Annotated in this window: 13 protein-coding genes; 4 read left to right on the forward strand and 9 right to left on the reverse strand. The window is 71.9% G+C overall.

Features of this window, described 5'->3' with window-relative positions; all coding sequences use genetic code 11:
• The first annotated feature begins 83 nt into the window (after positions 1-83).
• Positions 84-3272, forward strand: coding sequence for an ATP-binding protein (locus ACZ5DS_RS25640; RefSeq protein WP_468242623.1), 3189 nt, complete (start codon positions 84-86; stop codon positions 3270-3272).
• Here ACZ5DS_RS25640 and ACZ5DS_RS25645 read toward each other — a convergent pair.
• The 9 genes from ACZ5DS_RS25645 to ACZ5DS_RS25685 all read right to left on the reverse strand — a co-directional run bounded on the left by ACZ5DS_RS25645 (position 3250) and on the right by ACZ5DS_RS25685 (position 13309).
• Entirely contained in the window at positions 3250-4044 is a 795-nt protein-coding gene (locus tag ACZ5DS_RS25645; protein ID WP_468242625.1) for an ABC transporter permease, read from the reverse strand. The two genes, ACZ5DS_RS25640 and ACZ5DS_RS25645, sit on opposite strands and share 23 nt — an antisense overlap.
• Positions 4041-5012 carry an ATP-binding cassette domain-containing protein gene (locus ACZ5DS_RS25650; RefSeq protein ID WP_468242628.1) on the reverse strand — a complete coding sequence of 324 codons (972 nt, stop codon included), beginning with the start codon at positions 5010-5012 and terminating at the stop codon, positions 4041-4043. Before ACZ5DS_RS25650 ends, ACZ5DS_RS25645 begins: the two co-directional genes overlap by 4 nt.
• A 124-nt stretch (positions 5013-5136) precedes the next feature.
• Positions 5137-5676, reverse strand: a complete 540-nt coding sequence (locus ACZ5DS_RS25655; protein WP_468242630.1) for a Pycsar system effector family protein — start codon at positions 5674-5676, stop codon at positions 5137-5139.
• Positions 5677-5763: 87 nt separating this feature from the next.
• The gene (locus ACZ5DS_RS25660) at positions 5764-7197 is read right to left on the reverse strand and encodes a DUF4407 domain-containing protein (protein ID WP_468242633.1); all 1434 of its coding nucleotides are present in this window, start codon (positions 7195-7197) and stop codon (positions 5764-5766) included.
• 4 nt (positions 7198-7201) lie between these two features.
• Positions 7202-8275: a hypothetical protein gene (locus tag ACZ5DS_RS25665; RefSeq protein WP_468242635.1), complete on the reverse strand. Its 1074-nt coding sequence runs from the start codon at positions 8273-8275 to the stop codon at positions 7202-7204.
• Positions 8272-10551 carry a hypothetical protein gene (locus ACZ5DS_RS25670; RefSeq protein ID WP_468242637.1) on the reverse strand — a complete coding sequence of 760 codons (2280 nt, stop codon included), beginning with the start codon at positions 10549-10551 and terminating at the stop codon, positions 8272-8274. The genes ACZ5DS_RS25665 and ACZ5DS_RS25670 overlap by 4 nt, the downstream gene beginning before the upstream one ends.
• Positions 10544-11314, reverse strand: coding sequence for a hypothetical protein (locus ACZ5DS_RS25675; RefSeq protein ID WP_468242640.1), 771 nt, complete (start codon positions 11312-11314; stop codon positions 10544-10546). Before ACZ5DS_RS25675 ends, ACZ5DS_RS25670 begins: the two co-directional genes overlap by 8 nt.
• A 134-nt stretch (positions 11315-11448) precedes the next feature.
• A complete protein-coding gene (locus ACZ5DS_RS25680) occupies positions 11449-12201 on the reverse strand; it encodes a Crp/Fnr family transcriptional regulator (protein ID WP_468242642.1) in 753 nt (250 codons plus the stop codon).
• A gap of 226 nt (positions 12202-12427) precedes the next feature.
• Complete coding sequence (locus ACZ5DS_RS25685) at positions 12428-13309, reverse strand: AfsR/SARP family transcriptional regulator (RefSeq protein ID WP_468242644.1); 882 nt, start codon at positions 13307-13309, stop codon at positions 12428-12430.
• Positions 13310-13639: 330 nt separating this feature from the next.
• Between ACZ5DS_RS25685 and ACZ5DS_RS25690 the strand changes: the two genes are divergently transcribed.
• The 3 genes from ACZ5DS_RS25690 (at position 13640) to ACZ5DS_RS25700 (ending at position 18716) form a co-directional block, all read left to right on the forward strand.
• On the forward strand, positions 13640-15844 hold the full coding sequence (locus tag ACZ5DS_RS25690; protein WP_468242647.1) for a TOMM precursor leader peptide-binding protein: 2205 nt from the start codon (positions 13640-13642) through the stop codon (positions 15842-15844).
• Between the two features lie 250 nt (positions 15845-16094).
• Entirely contained in the window at positions 16095-18056 is a 1962-nt protein-coding gene (locus ACZ5DS_RS25695) for a sensor histidine kinase (RefSeq protein ID WP_468242649.1), read from the forward strand.
• A gap of 39 nt (positions 18057-18095) precedes the next feature.
• The gene (locus ACZ5DS_RS25700) at positions 18096-18716 is read left to right on the forward strand and encodes a response regulator transcription factor (RefSeq protein ID WP_468242651.1); all 621 of its coding nucleotides are present in this window, start codon (positions 18096-18098) and stop codon (positions 18714-18716) included.
• Positions 18717-18739: the final 23 nt, after the last annotated feature.

The following is an 18739-nucleotide window of genomic DNA, read 5'->3' on the forward strand; positions in this document are numbered from 1 at the left end:
GCGCCTGCGCGGCGCCGGGCTGCACCGGCTGGTCATCGCATCGGCGAGGGTGCGTCCGGCGTTCCGCTGGCTAATCTTCAGGTGTGACCACCGAGTTGACCCTGCTGTCCCGAGTCGCCTGTCGCGGGAAGGAGATCACCGCGCCACGGCTGCGCGGGCTGTTGGCGCTGCTCGCGGAGGATCTGCGGACCGGGTGCAGCACGGGCCGGCTGGTCGAGGGGCTGTGGGCGGAGGAGCTGCCCGAGCGGCCCGGCAAGGCGGTGCAGATCCTGGTGTCGCGGCTTCGGGCGCAGGTGGGTGCCGAGGTGATCGTGAGCACGGCGACCGGGTACCGGCTGGCGCTGGACGAGGCCCGGGTCGACAGCTCCGCGCTGCTGCTGCACGAGGCGGCGAGCGCAGAGTGTGCGCGGGCGGGGGATCACGCGGGTTCGCTGGCTCGGGCTGAGGCCGGGCTGGGGTTGTGGGACGGGAACGTGGGGGGCGGGGCCGGGGAGGAGTTGCACGATCCCGTGGTGGCGCTGCGTGCCGGGCGGGTTCGGGCGTTTCGTTCGCTGGTTCGGGGCCGGGCGCTCGCGCTTGCCCGGGTGGGGCGGCGTGAGGAGGCTCTGGGTCCCCTGGCCGAACTGGCCGAGGAGTTGCCTCGGGACGAGGAGGTGCTGGCCGAGCTGCTGCGTTGCGAGGCCGTCGGGGTGGGGCGGGCCGCGGCGCTGAGCCGGTACGACGCTTATCGGCGGCGGCTGCGCGATGAGCTCGGGACCGAGCCGGGCAGCGGACTGCGGGCCGTGTACCAGGAGTTGCTGGGTGCGGACCGGCCGCCGGTCCGGCACGGGGTGCCGCACGAGCCGAATCCGCTGCTGGGGCGGGATGCCGATCTCGCCGCCGTGGCCGGGCTGTTGCGGGAGGCCCGGGTGGTCACCGTCGTCGGTCCCGGTGGGCTGGGGAAGACTCGGCTCTCCCATGCCGTGAGCCGGGCCGCCGAGCAGCCCGTGGTGCACTTCGTCCCCCTGGCCGGTGTCACCGCCGACGACGACGTGGCCGGGGAGGTCGCGTCGGCGGTCGGGGCCGGAGAGGGGCGGCAGTTCGCCGGGGGTGCGGATGTGGTGGGCGGCATCGTCGGCGCGCTGGGTGCCGGGCCCGTGCTGTTGGTGCTGGACAACTGCGAGCATGTGATCGCGGGTGCGGCCGCTGTTGTCCAGGCGCTGGTGTCGCGGGCCGGCACACTGCGGGTGCTGGCCACCAGCCGGGCCCCGTTGGGGCTGACCTCGGAGTCCGTGTACCACCTGCCGGAGCTGTCCCAGGCGACCTCGGTGGACCTCTTCGTACAGCGGGCGCGGGCCGCCCGGCCCGGCGTGGAGCTGCCCGAGGACGCGGTCGCCGAGATCTGCCGGCACCTGGACGGGCTGCCGCTCGCCGTGGAGCTGGCCGCGGCCCGGGTCCGGGTGCTGTCCGTGGCCGACATCTCCCGACGGCTGCGGGACCGGTTCTCGCTGCTGCGCGGGGGTGCCCGTGACGCACCCGAGCGGCATCGCACCCTGCGGGCCGTGGTCGAGTGGAGCTGGAATCTGCTGGAGGCCGAGGGCCGGGCGGCTCTGCGCACCCTGTCCGTGTTTCCCGGCGGCTTCACCGAGGACGCGGCCGAGTACGTGCTCGGAGACACCGGCGACGCGCTGACGCTGCTGGAGCAGCTGGCCGGCCAGTCGCTGATCAGGGTGGGCGACGGCCCGTCCGGGGTGCGCTTCCACATGCTGGAGACGCTGCGGGAGTTCGGCGCCGCCCAGCGTGCCGAGGCCGGCGAGGAGGAGGCGGTCACCGACCGGTTCCTCGCCTGGGCACGGGACTTCGGCCGCGCCCACCACGACGTGCTGTTCGGCAGCGATCCGGTGCCCGCCTGGCTGCGCGCCCGGGCCGAGCAGGACAACCTCGTCCTGGCGCTGCGCCACGCCCTCGCCCGCGCCGACGGGCCGGCCACGGCCGCCCTCACCGCCGTACTGGCCTCCCTGTGGACCACCGGCTCCCACTACAACCGGCTCGCCACCCTCGCCGCCGAGACCGGCGGACCGCTGTCCCGGTTCCGCCCCGGGCCCGAGAACCCCGAGGACGTGGAGGCGGCCCGCAGCGCGGCCGCCGTGTCCGCGGCGAGCCTTTTCATGGCCCACGGCCCGCACGCCGTACGGCAGTTGGTCACGCTGCGCCGGCTGCCGCCCGCGCCGCCGGACACCGTGCTGCGGGCGCTGGCGATCGTGCTGTGCGCCGTACCGGACATGCACCCGCCGGGGTACGAGCGGCTGGGGGAACTGTCCGAGTCCGACGCGCCGCTGCTGGCGGGCGTCGCCTCCGGCGTGGCGAGCTATGTGTGGGAGTCGCAGCACGACACGGACCGCGCGCTGGCGTACGCCCGCCGGATGCTCGACGCGCTGGAGCCGCTCGGCAACCCGGCCATGCTGCTGCTCGGGCACGGGCGGATGAGCGAGCTGTGCCTGCAGACCGGGCGGGGCGCTCAGGCGTACGACCATCTGCGCGCCGCGCTGGACGCGCTCGGTGAGTTCAGCCGGCTCGGCGAATGGTCGGACTGGATCGGGGTGCACTGGGGCCTGGTGCTCGCCTGTCTGCAGCGTGGGGACGTCGACGAGGCCGAGCACTGGCTCAGGCTCGCGGGACTGGACCGGCCGGCGGAGTCCGCCTTCACCGAAGATCTGCCGGCCCGGGCGGAGATCGCGCTGGCCCGGGGGCTGACCGAGGTCGGACTCGGGCTGTGGCGTCAGGGTGTCGCGGGGATGCGGGAGTACAGCCTGTCGTATCCCGACGACCCGTTCCTGGACGCGTGGTCGCTGCAGGTGCGGTCGGCCGCGCTGGCGGCGCACGCGCAGGCCGGCCGGCTCGAGCCGGTGGCGGGCCTCGCACAGGAGCTGCGGGAGCGGCTGCTCGGGATGCTGTCCGGGGCCCCGGCGGGCAGCGCGTCCGGGAACGGCGCTCCGGTGGAACTTCCGGTGTACGGCACGGTGTTGCTGGCACTCGGGTTCGTCGGGCTGGCCCGGGGCGACTCGGGGGCCGTACAGCTGCTGGCGCTCGCGGAGCGGATGCCGGCGGTGCGCGAGTTCCCCACCCTGTCGCTGGCCCGGTCCCGGGAGGCGGCCGAGAACGCCGACGGGGCGGCGTACGCCGACGCGAGGTCGAGGTACGCCGCCCTGGGGCGGGAGGAGGTGCGGGCGGCGGCGCTGCGCGAGCTGACCGCCGGTGATCCGCACGGGGTCAACGCCGGGGCGCGCGGTTGAACTGCGCCTTGGACCACAGGTAACCCAGCAGCGTCAGCCCCAGGCACCAGCCGACGGCGAGCACCGCGTTCTTCGTGCCGATCTCGCTGCCGAGCAGCAGCCCGCGCAGGGTCTCGATGGCGGGCGAGAAGGGCTGGTACTCGGCGAACCAGCGGAACCCGCCCGGCATGGCGTCCGCCGGCACGAACGCGGTGGACAGCAGCGGCAGCAGCGTCAGCGGCATCCCGAGGTTGCTGGCCCCCTCGGCGTTGGGGCTCACCAGGCCGATGCCGACCGCGATCCAGGTCAGCGCGAGACTGACCAGAGCCATCAACCCGGCGGCCGCGAGCCACTCCACCGGCGTCGCGTCGGGCCGGAAGCCGATGGCCAGTGCGATGCCCAGGATCAGCACCAGAGCCAGCATCGTCTGGATCACGGTGCCGATCACGTGGCCGATCAGCACGGAGGCGCGGGAGATCGCCATGGTGCGGAAGCGGGCGATGATGCCCTCGGTCATGTCGGTGGCCACGGACACCGCGGTGCCGAGCGAGGTCATGCCCACGGTCATGAGCAGGATGCCGGGGACGATGTAGGCGATGTATTCGGCACGGTCCGCGTGACCGCCGGTGATGCCGGCGCTCATCGCGTTGCCGAAGACGTAGACGAACAGCAGCAGGAGCATGACCGGGGTGAGCAGGAGGTTCAGGGTGAGGGAGGGGTAGCGGCGGGCGTGCAGGAGGGTGCGCCGCAGCATGGTGAGGTTGTCGCGGAAGGCGTGGGTGGCAGTGCTCATCGGGCGGTCTCCTTGCCGGTCGACGGGGCGGGTACGGGGCTTGCGGTCAGGGCGAAGAACACGTCGTCCAGGTCCGGGGTGTGCACGGACAGTTCGTCGGCCTCGATACCGGCCGCGTCGAGCCAGTCGAGGATGGCGCGCAGCTCGCGCTGGGTTCCGTCGCTGGGGATCTGCAGGGCGAGCGCGTCGTCGTCCCGCGTGGCCTCGCGCAGTGCGGTGGCCGCCCGCTCGTACGCCACCGGGTCGGAGAAACGCACCCGTACGTGGCCGCCGGGGACGAGCCTCTTCAGCTCCTCGGCACTGCCCTGGGCGACGAGCCTGCCGCCGTTGAGCACCGCGATCCGGTCGGCGAGTTGGTCGGCCTCCTCCAGGTACTGGGTGGTGAGGAAGACGGTGGTGCCGCCGGAGACCAGCTCGCGGATGATCTGCCACATGGTGTGGCGGGAGCGCGGGTCGAGGCCGGTGGTCGGCTCGTCGAGGAAGATGATCCGCGGGTTGCCGACCAGGGTCATGGCGATGTCGAGGCGGCGCTTCATGCCGCCGGAGTAGGTGGAGGCGGGCTTCTTCGCGGCCTCGACGAGGTCGAAGCGCTCCAGCAGCTCGGCGGTGACCTGCCGTCCCTCGCGCCGGGAGAGGTGGTGCAGGTCGGCCATGAGGAGCATGTTCTCCTCGCCGGTGATCAGGCCGTCCACGGCGGAGAACTGGCCGGTGACACCGATGGCGGCCCGTACCGCCTGGGCCTGCGTGGCCAGATCGTGCCCGGCGATCCGCGCCTGTCCGCCGTCGGCGGGGATCAGGGTGGACAGGATGTTGACCACCGTCGTCTTGCCCGCGCCGTTCGGCCCGAGCAGGGAGAAGATCGTGCCCGCGGGCACCTGGATGTCGATGCCGTCGAGGACGGTCTTGTCCCCGTAGGACTTGCGCAGCCCGGTGGCTGCGATCGCGGGTTCGTGTTTCGTCGTCGTCATGCCGCAGAGCTTGCGGCCGAGGCGGTTCAGGGCGGCTTCAACGCGGTTTCAGCCGCTCGCAGTGAGCTTCAGGGTGCTGAAACACGCAGGTCAGGTGCGCTACCGACGCTCTGACAGGGTGCCCCTAGGCCGACGCTCCCGTCACTATGCCCAGCAGCGTGAGCACGAAGAAGGCCGTGCCCCAGGCCAGTGCGTGCCGTATGCAGCGGTATTTGGTCCAGGCGATCCGGGACAGGGTCGCCAGTTGGCTCAGGTCCCGGGACACGGGGTCGGTGCGGCGGACCGTCCACTCCAGGTGTGCGACCGACATCGCCAGCCGCGCGTCGCCGAAGTAGTGGGTGCGGGAGTGGTGGGGGCTTCCGAGCCGAGGAGCCACGGCCAGGCCCAGCAGGACGAGTGCCGGTACGCAGGCGGCGCACCCCACCCAGAGGAAGAGCTGCGGAACGACCGGGTAGGAGCGCGGAGTGATGATGCCGCTGCCGATCGCGCCGAGCAGGGCGGTCAGGGCCGCGCCCAGGGACGCCAGCATGAGGCCGGCCTTGTTGTCGGCCCTTACGAGTTCCTCGCGAACCTCGGACAGCAGGACCCTGGCGAGTTCCGCGCCGCGGCCGGTTGCGGTGTCGGTGTCCGGGTCCGTGTCGGCGTCGCCTCCGGGTGTGGTCATGCCTTCCCCTCCGTTGCGTCGGTGTCAGGCGGCCGCCCCGGGGTGCGGGGCGGCCGTGGTGCTGTGTTCCTGGTGCAGGCGGGTGCGTCAGACCGTCGACGAGCGGCGGATCTCCTCCTCCAGCGCGTTCACCGCCTGCCGGACCCGGATGTTCATGGCGGCCGTGTGTTCCCGGAACGCCGCCTCCGACTCGGCGCGGTGGCGCCGGACCTCCTGTTCGATGGCGTCCTGGGCGATCTCGAGGTTCGCCATGGCCCGGCGTTCGGCGAGCCGCACCTCCTCGCTGTGAATCTTGACCGCGCTGTTGCTCTCGCTGGTGAGCATCCGGTCGTACGCGGTCTCGCCGCTCAGGTACTTCACCAGCACGGGGAGCACGTCGAGGAGCACGAACAGCAGGCGGACCAGCCAGATGCCGACGAACAGCACCGGGTTCCCACTCGCGAGTTCGTCAAGCGCCCGGATCCGCTCCAGGACACCGACCTCCTTCTGCTGGGCGCGTTCCTCGTCCAGCCGCCGCTCGATGCCGTCGGCCCGGGCCTTGAGGAAGGCCCCGCGTGACGGGGTCAGCTCGGCCTCGATCTTCGAGATGCGGCTGTTCATGCCGGCGAGTCGCTTCTCGTTCTCACTGGTGCGGTGGGTGATCCGGTAGTCCCGCGCCTTGTCACGCAGGCGCAGGCACTCCGACGTCCGCTGGTACAGGCCGGTGGCGGCCATGCGGATCAGCCGGCGGCACTCGTCCCGTACCTCGGAGTCGATGGCCTCCAGCCGGGTGGTGTCCCGGTCCACCCGCTTCTGCAGGGCGGCGGCATCCGAGCGCAAGGCGGCCAGTTCCTCGGCCCGTTCGCCGGGCGTCGCGCGGAAGGAGAGGACGTACGTCCTGTCGCAGCCCTTCGCGGTGGCGGTCCGCGTCGCGGACGGTACGGGGTTGCAGCGGACCAGGTTCGTGCGCAACTGGTCGATGATGTCCGCGCGTTCGTCCGCGACGTGTTCCTCGATGGCCGTCTGGAAGATGCGCAGCACCAGCGGCTCGGCGATCACCGCGCCGAGCAGCAGGGCGATCAACAGGCGCGTGAGGAGCGGCCCGACCCGTCGCCGCGCGTTCGGCTGGGGTGTGACCAGCCAGCGGTCGAGGTTGAGGACGAACAGCATCCAGATGACCGTCGGGACCAGGGCCGCGACGGAGACCCTGCCGAGCGCCTCGGTCGCGAAGTTCCACATGGAGAACGCCGCGATGACGGAGGTGCCGAGCACCACCCCGCCGAGGGCCGTGTACTTGCTCCGCTCGTACCTGACCCGGGCCAGCAGCTCCTCGTCGACGCCGGTCAGGACACGCAGACGTCGTGCGGCGTCGGCGTCGAAGGGGCGGCGGGTGGCGCGGGCAGGGGCCCGGTGACCGGTGGTGCGGGCGGCGGGCCCGGCCGTGGTGCGGGCGGTGGCCCGGCCGTTCGCCGTACGAGTGGCGGCCCCCTCGCCGGTGCCCTGGCCGTCCGCCGTGCCGGAGGCCGTCACAGGGTTCGTCATGAAGTCAGTCAAGGAGATCGTCCTCGTCCTTGACGAAGCCCCCCTGCGGGTCGCGCGAACCGTCCCGGCCCGCCGCCGTGCGGCCGGGGCGTGCCTGTCCCGACTCGACCATGCGGGCGGTGTCCGCAGCGGCTCCGATGCCGTGCGCGGCCTGGCCGCCGGTCTCCCGCAGCACCTGTTCCAGGACCTGGTGGTAGTCGACGTAGTCGCTGCCGCCCATCTGCCGCAGCAGCGTCAGCAGCATGTCGCGGCGCATCTGCGCGTCCGCCGTCTCCAGCCCCTGCGCATGGGCCCGCTCGGCCGTCTCGGCCTTGTGGCGGCGGGCCGACTCCTCCTCGGTGATCCGATGGATGCGGGCCGCCGCCTCGGTGACGTCGATCTCCTTCCGGGCGATGCCGAAGGCGTCCACGTGGTCGGAGCCCTGGGAGAGCAGTTCCGCGATCCGGAGTGCGTCCTGGGTCTCGAAGTCGCGCTGTCCCCGCTGGAGTTCCCGGGAGCGCCGCTCGTCGCGCAGCTTCTGCTCCCAGTCGCGCAGGTCGTCCGACGCGTGCACCTCGGCGTTGACGAACTCGACGCTCATGCCCGCGACTCGCGGCGGCACGATCGCGCTGTAGGCGGTCATACGGTGGCCGGCCTCGGTACGCACCGCGTTGATCTCCTCCACGCGGTGCCCGGCGCTCACCCTCGTCAGGTCGCTGTCGCCCATCAGGTAGGCGCGCAGGGGGACGGTGACGTCGATGATGCCCTGCCGGGCGATGACGGTCGGGTCGGTCACCTGGCAGGTGAAGGACGCCCGCATCGTGAAGTTGTCCGCCTCGCTCACCGACGGCAGCGGGCGCTCCACATCGACCAGGCGCGCCCGGGTGTCGACCAGGCTGACCGAGGAGGCGTCGAGCACGTCGGGGTGGGACGGGTCGAACACCATCCCCTCGGGGAACGTGCGGTAGTTCCCGCCGACCCTGAAGACGTAGACCGCACCGGGCGGCAGTGGCGGCACGTCCTCGCGGCGGCGGCGCCGAGACCACCAGGTGCCCTGGACCGTGGCCAGGATGTGCTCGGCTATGACCGGGTAGTTCACTTGCTTCGGCCTCCTTGGGCGGAAGGGAAGGGAGCGGTGGGCATGAGGGACGCGGTGGAGCGCCGGGAGTCCGCCGGCGTCCGGCCGCGCAGCGATCCGAGGAGCACCTGCGCCAGCCGGCCGGCACCGGGGATCGCGTAGTCGGGATGCTTCAGGGCAATGGACAGGTGGTGGCACAGTGCTGCCCACTGCCGCGGGCTCATGGCGTTGCGCATGGCTTCGCCGAGTTCGCGTACGGAGCCGGTGACGGACGGGTCGTCCCGCAGTTGCACGAGCGTCCGGCACAGCGCGCCGACCGCCCGGCTCCGGTTGCTGCTGTGCAGGAGGTCCGCCCACAGTGACCCGAGATGACGGACGCTGTCCGGGACGGTACGCAGCAGTGCCGCGGTGACGGGCTCGGGAGCCTCCAGCCGCGGGGCTTCCAAGAGCTGGACGGCGGTCCTCAGCGCGATCGACCGCTCCCGGGACCCCGGCGCCGCCTTCGCGATCACGGTCCGTACGTACCGGAGGATGAACAGGACGCGTTCGGGGTCCTGTTCGGCGGTCTGCAGCAGCAGGACCAGGGAGCGGCGGGCCGAGAAGGCGACCCGCTCGCCCCGGTTCGCCAGGAACCACAGCCAGTTGAGCGCCTCCAGACGGTAGAGCGAGCCGAGGCGCCCCGTCAGCGCCATGGCAGCCGTCACCGCACGCCCGGCACCGCGGTTGTCCACCCAGCCGAGGACGATGTTGAGGGCCTGCGGGGCGAGATGCTCCACGTCGCACATGAACTGGAGCGTCAGCGCGGCGGTCACCCGCTGGCTGGTGATGCCGTCGGACCACACCGTCAGCAGGTTCTCGTCGACCTCGACCAGCGCGTACCGGGCCAGGAGCGCGACGCCCCGGGCCACCTCCGTCCGGGTGTCCAGGTCGCCCAGCAGGGCCAGCTCGCCCAGCCACTGGCGCAGCGGGTACCAGAGCTCGTAGCCGTACAGGTCGTGCAGCTCCGCGATGACCAGTTCACGGATCCGCGGCGAGGTGAAGACCAGGCACCGTTCACTGCGCCCGGCGCCCCGGCCCGGGCCGAGCCGGTGTTCGGTCGTCACGAGCCCGACCGCCCGTTCTCGCCACCGGGCCCGGGACTGCCCGGCCACGGCACCGCTCAGCGGCGCCCCGGTCGAGCCGTCGGGCTCCGCGACCGGCGTCTCGCCGCTCTGCTCCCAGTTGCGCACATGAGCGGCGAGCGCGGCGCACTCCTTCTCGAACGTCCGCTCCGGAATGCCCTCCAGGAAGGCCAGGGCCGCGAGCGGGAGCAGGTCGACCGCGGCCGGCCGCTTGCGGAACCACTCCTGGACCTGCTCCCGGTGCCGGTCCCGCAGGGTGTCCAGCGCCGCCTCCGCGCCCTCCCGGGACAGGGCTACGGCCGCGGCGACGACGTCCGCCGGCCGCCGTTGTTCGCCGACCCGCTCCAGCAGCTCCTTTTCGGTGTCCGGCTCAAGGGCGGCGTGCGGCAGCCTGTCCCTGCAGTGCTCGAACAGCTCCTCGGGGGCCGGGGCCTGCCACGGCACGCAGTGGTCCCGCAGTGCCAGCCGCCGGCCGGCCGTGTCGCCCGCCGTGATCACCAGGTACGACCCCTTGCGGCCGAGTTCCTCGCTCAGCCGCCCGATCTCGTACGCCTGCACGGCCTCGGGACGCAGCTCGCCGACGTAGTCGAGGATGACGTACCCCTGCCCCGGCTTGAGGTCCCGTGAAGCGGCCAGCTCGGCGAGGGCGTTGGCGGGTGACAGGCTGCGCAGCCTGGCCTCCTTGCCGAGGATCTTCCTGAGCAGGGCGAGGGCGCCGGCGCCCCGGCCGCAGTTGTCCTGGCCGGTCAGGACCACGAGAGCGGCGTCGCGCAGCTTGCCGTGCGCCTCCTCGAAGCAGGGTTGCGGCGGGAGGTAGAACCGCAGGGCGCGGTCCGTGTCCGCGGGCTCGATGGTGCCGGGGGCGAGTCCGGGGGACGAGGCGGGGCCGAAGCCGAACGCCGCTCCCGAGGCGTCGACGACACCGTAGAAGTTGTTGTTGACGAGCTGGTGGACGCGGCGCAGATCGTCGTAGCCACGGTCGTCCTCTTCCCGCTCGTCCGGCTCCTTGCGCCGCTCGCCGGCCGCGTCCCTTCCGGGGTCCGGGCCGAGGTCCTCCTCCCCGGCCTGCGGCGCACCGCCGCCCGCGTCGTCCGGCGCGGGCGGCGAGACGTCCTCGCCGAAGGCGGGTACGGGCGGTACGGCCGGCCCGTCGTCCGGGTCCGAAGCGTCAGCCACCGGCGCTCCCGAAGCCGAAGACGGCACCCCGGGCGTCCACGGAGCCGGCGACGTTGGTGACGTTGATCTTGTCGGCCCGGTACTCGTTGCTGATCCCCGTCCCGCCGCCGGCTCCGCCCGCGGCGGCCGGTCCGATCCGGTCCGCCGCGGGCTCCCCCGACGCCGGAGCCGCGGGCTTCCCCGTCCCCGCGGTTCCGGGCTCGTGTGAGGCTACGGCCGGTGCGGCGAGCGCGGGCACGCGCAGCCAGGCCGTGGCCTCGTACTCCTTCACCTGGACGGTGACACGGGTGAAGTCCTCCGTGGTCAGGGTCGTGTGACCACCCGCCACCGTGGACCGGAAAACCTCGTCGGACAGCAACAGCGCCAGGTCGGCGTCGGGGTGCGCGGCCAGGGCGTCGTAGAGCTGACGCGCGCTCAGCAGACGCGCCGTGGCCACCACGGCCGAACCGGCGAAGCCGTTTTCGGCCAGCTCCACCAGTCCCTGGTGGACGACGGCCCGCAGCCGCATCCGGGCCTCGGGCACTCGCTGGGCGTTGTACTCCCGCAGCTCGGCGACGAGATGGCGGACGTAGTCGTCGACCAGACGCGGCTCGGTGCCGTCCAGGGGGCGCACTGCGAGCTGCTCGTCCCCCTTGCGCTGGATCTGCCACTGCGCGCGGTCCAGGCCGGCGCCGCTGGCGGCGCGGTCGAGGAGTCGCGGCAGGTCATGCTGGATTTCGGACTGCCTACGGTCGTTCTTGCTGCCGTAGGCCTGTGCGTCCACGGCTATGCATGTGCAGGGATAGAACCCGGGCCACTCAAGCACCCGATCATTCCTCTCTGGGCAGGGCATGGGCAGATGCTGCCCACGAAGTGCTGCCCGAGAGGCTAGGAGAGAGTGCGCGAAGTGATCCCGTATCAATACGGGTTGTCGGCAACGACTTTGGCGAATTCAAGCAGTTTCGGAACGTCACAGATGGTGATGTTCCTGTAACTGCGTTCCACCAGTCCCTTGGCCGCCAGGGCGGCCAGACTCTTTTCGGCCGTGTTCAGAGCGAGGCCGGCCAGCGACGCGAGTTCCTTCTGGGTGAGCGTCACGCCGAGGTCGCACCGCTTGCCGTCGCCGTCCGGCACGGGCTGGGCGTAGGCCTGACTCAACTCGGCCAGGACCCGGGCCAGCCGGGTCAGCGAGTCGTAGGCCTGGAAATCGATCCGGCGCCGGTTGGCCCAGCGCAGCCGGGCGCACAGCATGTGGAGGATGGCCCGCATGGCATCCGGATGACGGGTGAGGAAGGCCTCCAGCGCCCGCACCTGGATGATCCGCGCGGTCACGTCACTGCACGCGATCACCGTGCCGGACCTGGGGCGCTCCTCGAAGGCGGCCATCTCGCCGACCAGGTCACCCGCTATACGGACGGCCAGCAGCATGTCGTAGCCGCTCTCTGCGCTGGCGACGACCTTCACGACACCACTCGTGATCAACAGGACGTGCCGGCTCTCGTCGCCCTGCTGCAGCAGCGCGCGATGGGGCGGATAGGTGATCGGGGTGCCCTGCCCGAGCAGTTCTTCGCGTGTCGTGTTCCATAACCGGCCGAGAAAGGTGGACGGCGGCCACGCATGATTCACCAGCACCCCCGACGATCCCACTCCGCGACGCAGCGCGCCGTTCAAGTGCCTGACCATGCTGCCGTCGAGCCGTGTTGCGGCAAACAGACAGGACGGCATGTGGCCTGTTTTCTCGCTTCACAGCCGGAATTGACCGAATGGGCGTTCTTTTCAGGAACAACCGGCTCAGTGGGTCCACCCCGACCGAGGAACACCAAGTCAGGGGCCTGATCCGGGGAGAGGGTCAGGTCCCTGCGTGGTTTTTTGGAGCGGACGTCCACCCCCGCCATCACTAGACCCGGGCGAACCCGCTCGTCGCGAACTCCTTCGGGGACCAGGCGACGGACCAGACGTCCAGGGCGGGGTCGCCCGAGAGGATCGCCGCCTGGAGGCTCTGCAGGCGGGGGCAGGGCTCGACGCCCAGTTCCTGGTTGAGTACGGCCCGGAGCTGGTGGAACGCCTCCAGGGAGCGGCCGACGCGGCCGGCCCGGTAGAGGGCGATCATCAGGTAGGCGCAGAGGTTCTCGTTCATCGGGTTCTTCGCCACCACGCGCGTCAGTTCGCCCAGCAGATCGGCGTGGCGGCCCAGGGCGAGGTCCGCCTCTATGCGCCGTTCGAGCACACCGAGCCGGCTCTCCTCCAGCGACACCGCCTCGATCTCCAGGACGCTGCCCTTCCTGACGTCCACGAGTGCGGGGCCGCGCCACAGCTGCAGCGCCTGGCGCAGCTCCTCCGAGGCGCGGCGGTGGTCGCCCGCCTCGGAGGCCGTACAGCCGGCGCGCACCCGGCGCTCGAAGAGCTGGACGTCCGTGGTGCAGGCCTCGTCCTCGAGGAGGTAACCGCTGTGGCGGGTGCTGAGGATCTGCCGTACGCCGCGACGGTCGGAGTCGGCGGCGGCCAGCGCGTTGCGCAGTTGCAGGACGTAGGTCTGCAGGGTGGTGGCGTGGCTGCGCGGGGGCCGGTCTCCCCACAGTTCCTCGATGAGTGCCGACACCGTGACGACCCTGCCCACGTTCAGCGCGAGCAGGGCGAGAACCTGCCGCTGCTTGGGCGCACTGGCCGTCACCGGGGTGTGGTCGAGATGCAGGGACAGTGAGCCGAGCAGTCCGATGCTCAGCCGTCCGGACCGCTGCCCGGCGCCTACGGTTTCGTACGTCTTGGGGCCTTCGGACATTCCATTCCTCCAGGCATCGCACCGATCGATCTCGGACTCAAGCATGCGCAGACCGGCGGGAGTTGCCCACTGAGCCGCACATCTCTCCGATGTGAAGAATTCACACCGGGAACATGAATCGGCGCATGGCGGCCCGCAGTTCGCCGATTGGAGACTTCCGTCACTCGCAGCGACGACCCGGCTGCGCCACAGAGAGGCGGCATCATGCAGAACATCTGCGGCTCCGACGACCTGATCATCGAGAACCTCGACGACTGCGCTCTCGACCCGGACATGCCCGCCGGCTGGTGTTTCGTTCTGGCCGCCGGCGCCGAGCGGTAAGCGGCCGTCATGCGGGTGGACGAACGGCCGATAGGTTTCCGCAGACATCTGCGGGCCGCGATCGCCCCGGGCGAGGCGGTCTACCTCGTCTCCCCGGGGGGCACGACGGCCCTCTCGGGAACCGCCATCCAGAAGGTGGCCCCGCTGCTGGACGGCTCCCTGACCCTTGCCGGGCTGCGGGCCGCCGCGGACCTCCCCCCGGAGCAGCTGGACGGCATGCTCGACCGGCTCACCGCCGCGGGCCTCGTCGGCTTCCACACCGGCCCGCAGGACGCCGCGGCCGGAGCGTACTGGGATCTGGCCGGAGTCGGCGGCCCGGCGGACACGTCGGTGACCGTCGTCGCGCTGGGCGGGGCCGACGCGGCCGCGGCCGAGCGTGCCTGCCGCGCGGCGGGCCTGACCTGCAGCCCCGAGGCGTCCTTCACCCTGGTCGTCTGCGACGACTTCCTCGATCCGGCGCTGGCCGGCTTCAACGCCGCCCGGCTCGCCGACGGACGGCCGTGGCTGGTCGCCAAGCCGTACGGGGCACAGCTCTGGATGGGCCCGGTCTTCCAGCCGGGAACCGGAGCCTGCTGGTCCTGTCTGGCCGTACGACTGCGCTGCCACCGGCGCGGCGAGGCACAGGTGCGGCGCGCGCTCGGACTGGCCGGCCCGGTGCGGGTTCCGGAGGCCTCGCTGGCGGCGACCCGTGAGCTCGGACTGCAGACGGCGGCACTCCAGGCCGCCAAGTGGCTCGCCGGTGTGCGCGACGACGTCCAGAACGCCGTCTGGACGCTGGACACCCTGACGCTCACCGCCGCCCACCATCCCGTCGACCTGCGGCCGCAGTGCCCGGACTGCGGCGACCCGGGTCTGGTCGCCGACCGTGCCCTGCGGCCGGTCCGGACGGTCTCCCGGCCGAAGGGCGTCACCACGGGCAACGGGCACCGGGCGCTCTCCGCGGCACAGATGTGGCAGCGCTTCGGCCGTCTCGCCGATCCGGTCACCGGGATCGTCAGGCGGCTCGTCCGCGACCCGCGCAGCCCGTCGTTCCTCCACTGCTACCAGGCCGGGCCCAACCTGGCGCTGACCGACTCCGCTCTGCCCTCCTTCCGCGCCGGGCTGCGCATGCAGAGCGGAGGCAAGGGACGCACCGATCTGGACGCCAGGGTCAGCGCGCTCTGTGAGGCGGTCGAGCGGTACAGCGCCTCGCGCCTGGGTGACGAGGCGACAGTCCTCGGAAGCTACCTCGATCTCGCGCCGGACGCCGTCCATCCGGGCGCGTGCATGCTCTTCGACGAGCGCCAGTACCGGGAGCGTGAGCGGTGGAACGCCCCGGGGATTCCCTTCCAGTACGTTCCCGAGCCGTTCGACGAGGACGCGAAGATCGAGTGGACGCCCGTGTGGTCGCTCACCGGCGGCACGCACCGGCTGCTGCCGACCAGCCTGCTGTACTTCGGTGGTGAGGGGGTCGCCTCGACGGTCGCCGACTCCAACGGCAACGCCGCGGGCGGCACCCTCGAGGACGCCATGCTGCAGGGCCTGCTGGAACTGGTCGAGCGCGACGCCGTGGCGCTGTGGTGGTACAACCGCACCCGGCACGCGGCGGTGGACCTGGACTCGTTCGACGACCCGTGGATCTCCGCCCTGCCCGGCCGGTTCCGCACGCTGGGCCGCTCCCTGTGGGTGCTCGATCTGACCGCCGACCTGGGCGTCCCGGTCATGGCCGCGGTCTCGCACCGTATCGGCGCACCGGCCGAGGACATCATGCTGGGCTTCGGCGCGCACCTCGACCCCGCCGCCGCGCTGAGCCGTGCCGTCACCGAGCTGGGCCAGATGCTGCCCGCCGTGACCGACGGCTACGCGCCCGGGCTGCCCGGCCATCTGCTCGACTGGTTGCGCGGGGCGACCCTCGCCGCCCAGCCGTATCTCGTGCCCGACCCCGGGCGTCCCGCACGCACCGCGGCGGACTACGGATACGTCCCGCGCGCCGACCTGCGCGACGACCTGGACCACCTCTGCTCGCTGGCGCGGAGCCAGGGTCTCGAGGTGCTCGTGCTCGACCAGACCAGGCCCGACCTCGGGCTGCCGGTGGTGAAGATGGTCGTACCCGGACTGCGGCACTTCTGGGCGAGGTTCGCGCCGGGCCGGCTGTTCGACGTCCCGGTGCGTCTGGGCAGGCTGGAATCCCCCACTCGTTATCAGGATCTCAATCCGATTCCGCTGTTCCTCTAGACGCGGTAGATCGGACGAGTGAGGATCGTCCGGGGGAAACGATCAGGCTCTTCGGAATCCGTGGAAATGCCACGCATTCCTGCTCATGACAAGCCGAACCTTCGTCGGTAAGATCACCTGCGGTTTCCAGGAGAACCGGGGGGTTCCTGTGCTCTCAGCCACCGTGGGTCGGAGCGGGAGGCACACACCGAGACCCGACTCGCCGGACGGCGACGGCGGGGACGACGAGTCCGGCCTGCAGGCCCCGCGCATGGCCCTCCTGGTCACGTTGGGGGTGCTCGGCGGCAACACGCTGGTCACCGTGCTGAACGTGCTCGACCAGAACCCCGGCCCCTCCCGGCTGGCCCTGCTGACGCTCTGTCTGGCGGCGGTTCTCGCCCTGCAGTTCGCGCACTCCACCAGGCGACCGCGCACCTGGCCGGTCCGGGTGCGCGTGCTGACGCTGACCGCACAGGCCCTGGTGACCTACCCGCCGCTCGCCTGGCTCGGCACGCCCTGGGGTGCGATGGCCGGTCTGCTCGCGGGCTCGGTGCTGCTGGCCGTGCCCGGCCGGGTGCGCTGGCCCCTGTACGCCGTGGCGACCGCGGGCATCGTGCCGGCGGTCGTCGCCATCGACGGGCCGGGCCTCGCGGTGTACGGATTCGGCGCCACGCTGCTCTCCAGTCTCATCATCTTCGGGGTCAGCTCGCTGTCCGGTCTGGTCGACGAGATCCGCGAGACCCGGCGCGCGCTCGCCGGGATGGCCGTCGTCCAGGAGCGGCTGCGGGTCGCCGGCGATCTGCACGACCTGCTCGGCTACAGCCTGTCGGCGATCATGCTGAAGTGCGAGCTCGGTCACCGGATGCTGCCCACCGCGCCCGACCGGGCCAGGGCGGAGGTCGCCGAGGTGCTCGGCATCGCCCGGGAGGCCCTGGCCGACGTGCACCTGGTCGTGACCGGCTACCGCAACATGTCGCTGGCCGCCGAGACCGAGTCCGCGCTCTCGGTCCTGTCCGCCGCGGAGATCGCGACCGAGGCCGACCTGGCCTGCGGTCCGCTGCCGCGGGAGGTGGACACCGTGCTGGCCATCGTGCTGCGCGAGGCCGTCACCAACGCGCTGCGCCACAGCAAGGCGCAGACCTGCGTGGTCACGGCCACCCGGGACGGCGACACGGTGTCGTTGCGGATCCGGAACGACGGGGTCGAGGCCGTCCGCCCGGACGCCGGTGCGCAGGACGACGGCGCGGTGCGCGGCAGCGGTGAAGGCGGCTCCGGGCTGCGGAATCTGACGACCCGGATGCACGGCATCGGCGGCGAACTGACCAGCGGGCCGACCGACGACGGCTGGTTCGAGGTCGTCGTCCGCGCACCGGCCGCTCCCCGGGACGAGGACCACGAGACGGAGTCCGAGCCCGAGGACCGCGTGGCGGCCGCCCGGAACTGGGCGCCCCGGATGGCGCGGAGCATGCTCGTCGCCGTCCTCGCCGGCTACACGCTCGTCACCGTGATCAATGCCGCGGGCAGCGGCGGGTCCGGGAGCGCCATGCTCGGTTTCCTCGGCTGTTTCGCCGTCGTCGTGACGCTGCAGGCGCTGCACTCGCTGCGTCGCTCGCGCACCTGGCCGGTGCGTGTCCGGGTGCTCGCCCTCGGGGTGCAGGCCGCGGCCACGTACGCCCCGCTGCTGTGGCTCGGCGGTCCCTGGGGCTCGATGGCCGGCTTCCTCGCCGGATCGCTCCTGATCACCGTGGCGGGGAGAGTCCGGTGGGCGCTGTACGCGACCTCGGTCGCGGTGGTCGTACCCGTGGCGGCGGCCGTCGGCACATCCCTGTCCGACATCGTCTATCTGGCCGACTCCTCCCTGGTGGCGGGGCTCGTCGTCTACGGCTTCACCGCGCTGTACCGGCTGGTCACCGAGTTGCACGAGGCCAGGGGAGCGCTCGCGCAGCTCGCGGTCGCCCGCGAGCGCCTGATCGTGGAGCGCGAGCTGCACGAGGTGCTGGGCTCCAGCCTGTCCACGGTCACGATGCAATGCGCGCTCATCCACCGGCTGTTGCCCGAGTCGCCGGGTCCGGCGCGGGACGAGCTGGCCAGAGTTATCGGTGTCTCCCGTCAGGCGCTGGCGGACGTCCGGCGCGTGGCGCGCGGGTACCGTGGACAATCGAGTGTGCACGCCCCGTCGTCGGAACGCCGGCGGGCAGTTCGGGAATTCGACTGGGATTTACGGGCATTTTGACATCTGCCCGCTTCTTTGCCGGACAAAATAGGGGGCCAAGTGGAGAATAGCCGGCTCAGAATTCTCCTCGCCGAGGACATGCACATGGTGCGCGGAGCGCTGGTCACGCTGCTCGAACTGGAGCCGGACCTGGAGGTCGTCGCGGTCGTGGACCGGGGGGACATGATCGTTCCCATGGCGCTGAAGTGCCGGCCGGATGTGGCGATCATGGACGTCGATCTGCCGCACATGGACGGCCTCACCGCGGCCGAGATCCTGCACGAGCAGCTTCCGGAATGCCGCGCGCTGATGATGACCGGGCTCGGGCGTCCCAGCTATCTGCGCCGGGCGATGGCCGCGCGCGTCGCGGGCTTCCTGCTCAAGGACTCCCCGCCCGAGCAACTCGCGAAGGCCGTCCGGGAGGTGGCCGCGGGCCGCCGGGTGATCAACCCTCAGCTGGCCATGAGCGCCTGGGACATCGGCGACAACCCGCTGTCCGAACGGGAGACGGAGGTGCTCGGCATGGCGGCGCAGGGCGACGAGCCCCGGGAGATCGCCGAGAAGCTGCATCTGTCGCTCGGCACCGTGCGCAACTACCTGACGACGATCGTGGTGAAGCTCAACGCCCGCAACCGGATCGACGCCGTCCGTATCGCCACCGAGGCCGGCTGGCTCTCCTGACGGATGCGGGGCACCCGCGACCG

The sequence above is a fragment of the Streptomyces sp. NPDC031100 genome (assembly GCF_055570785.1).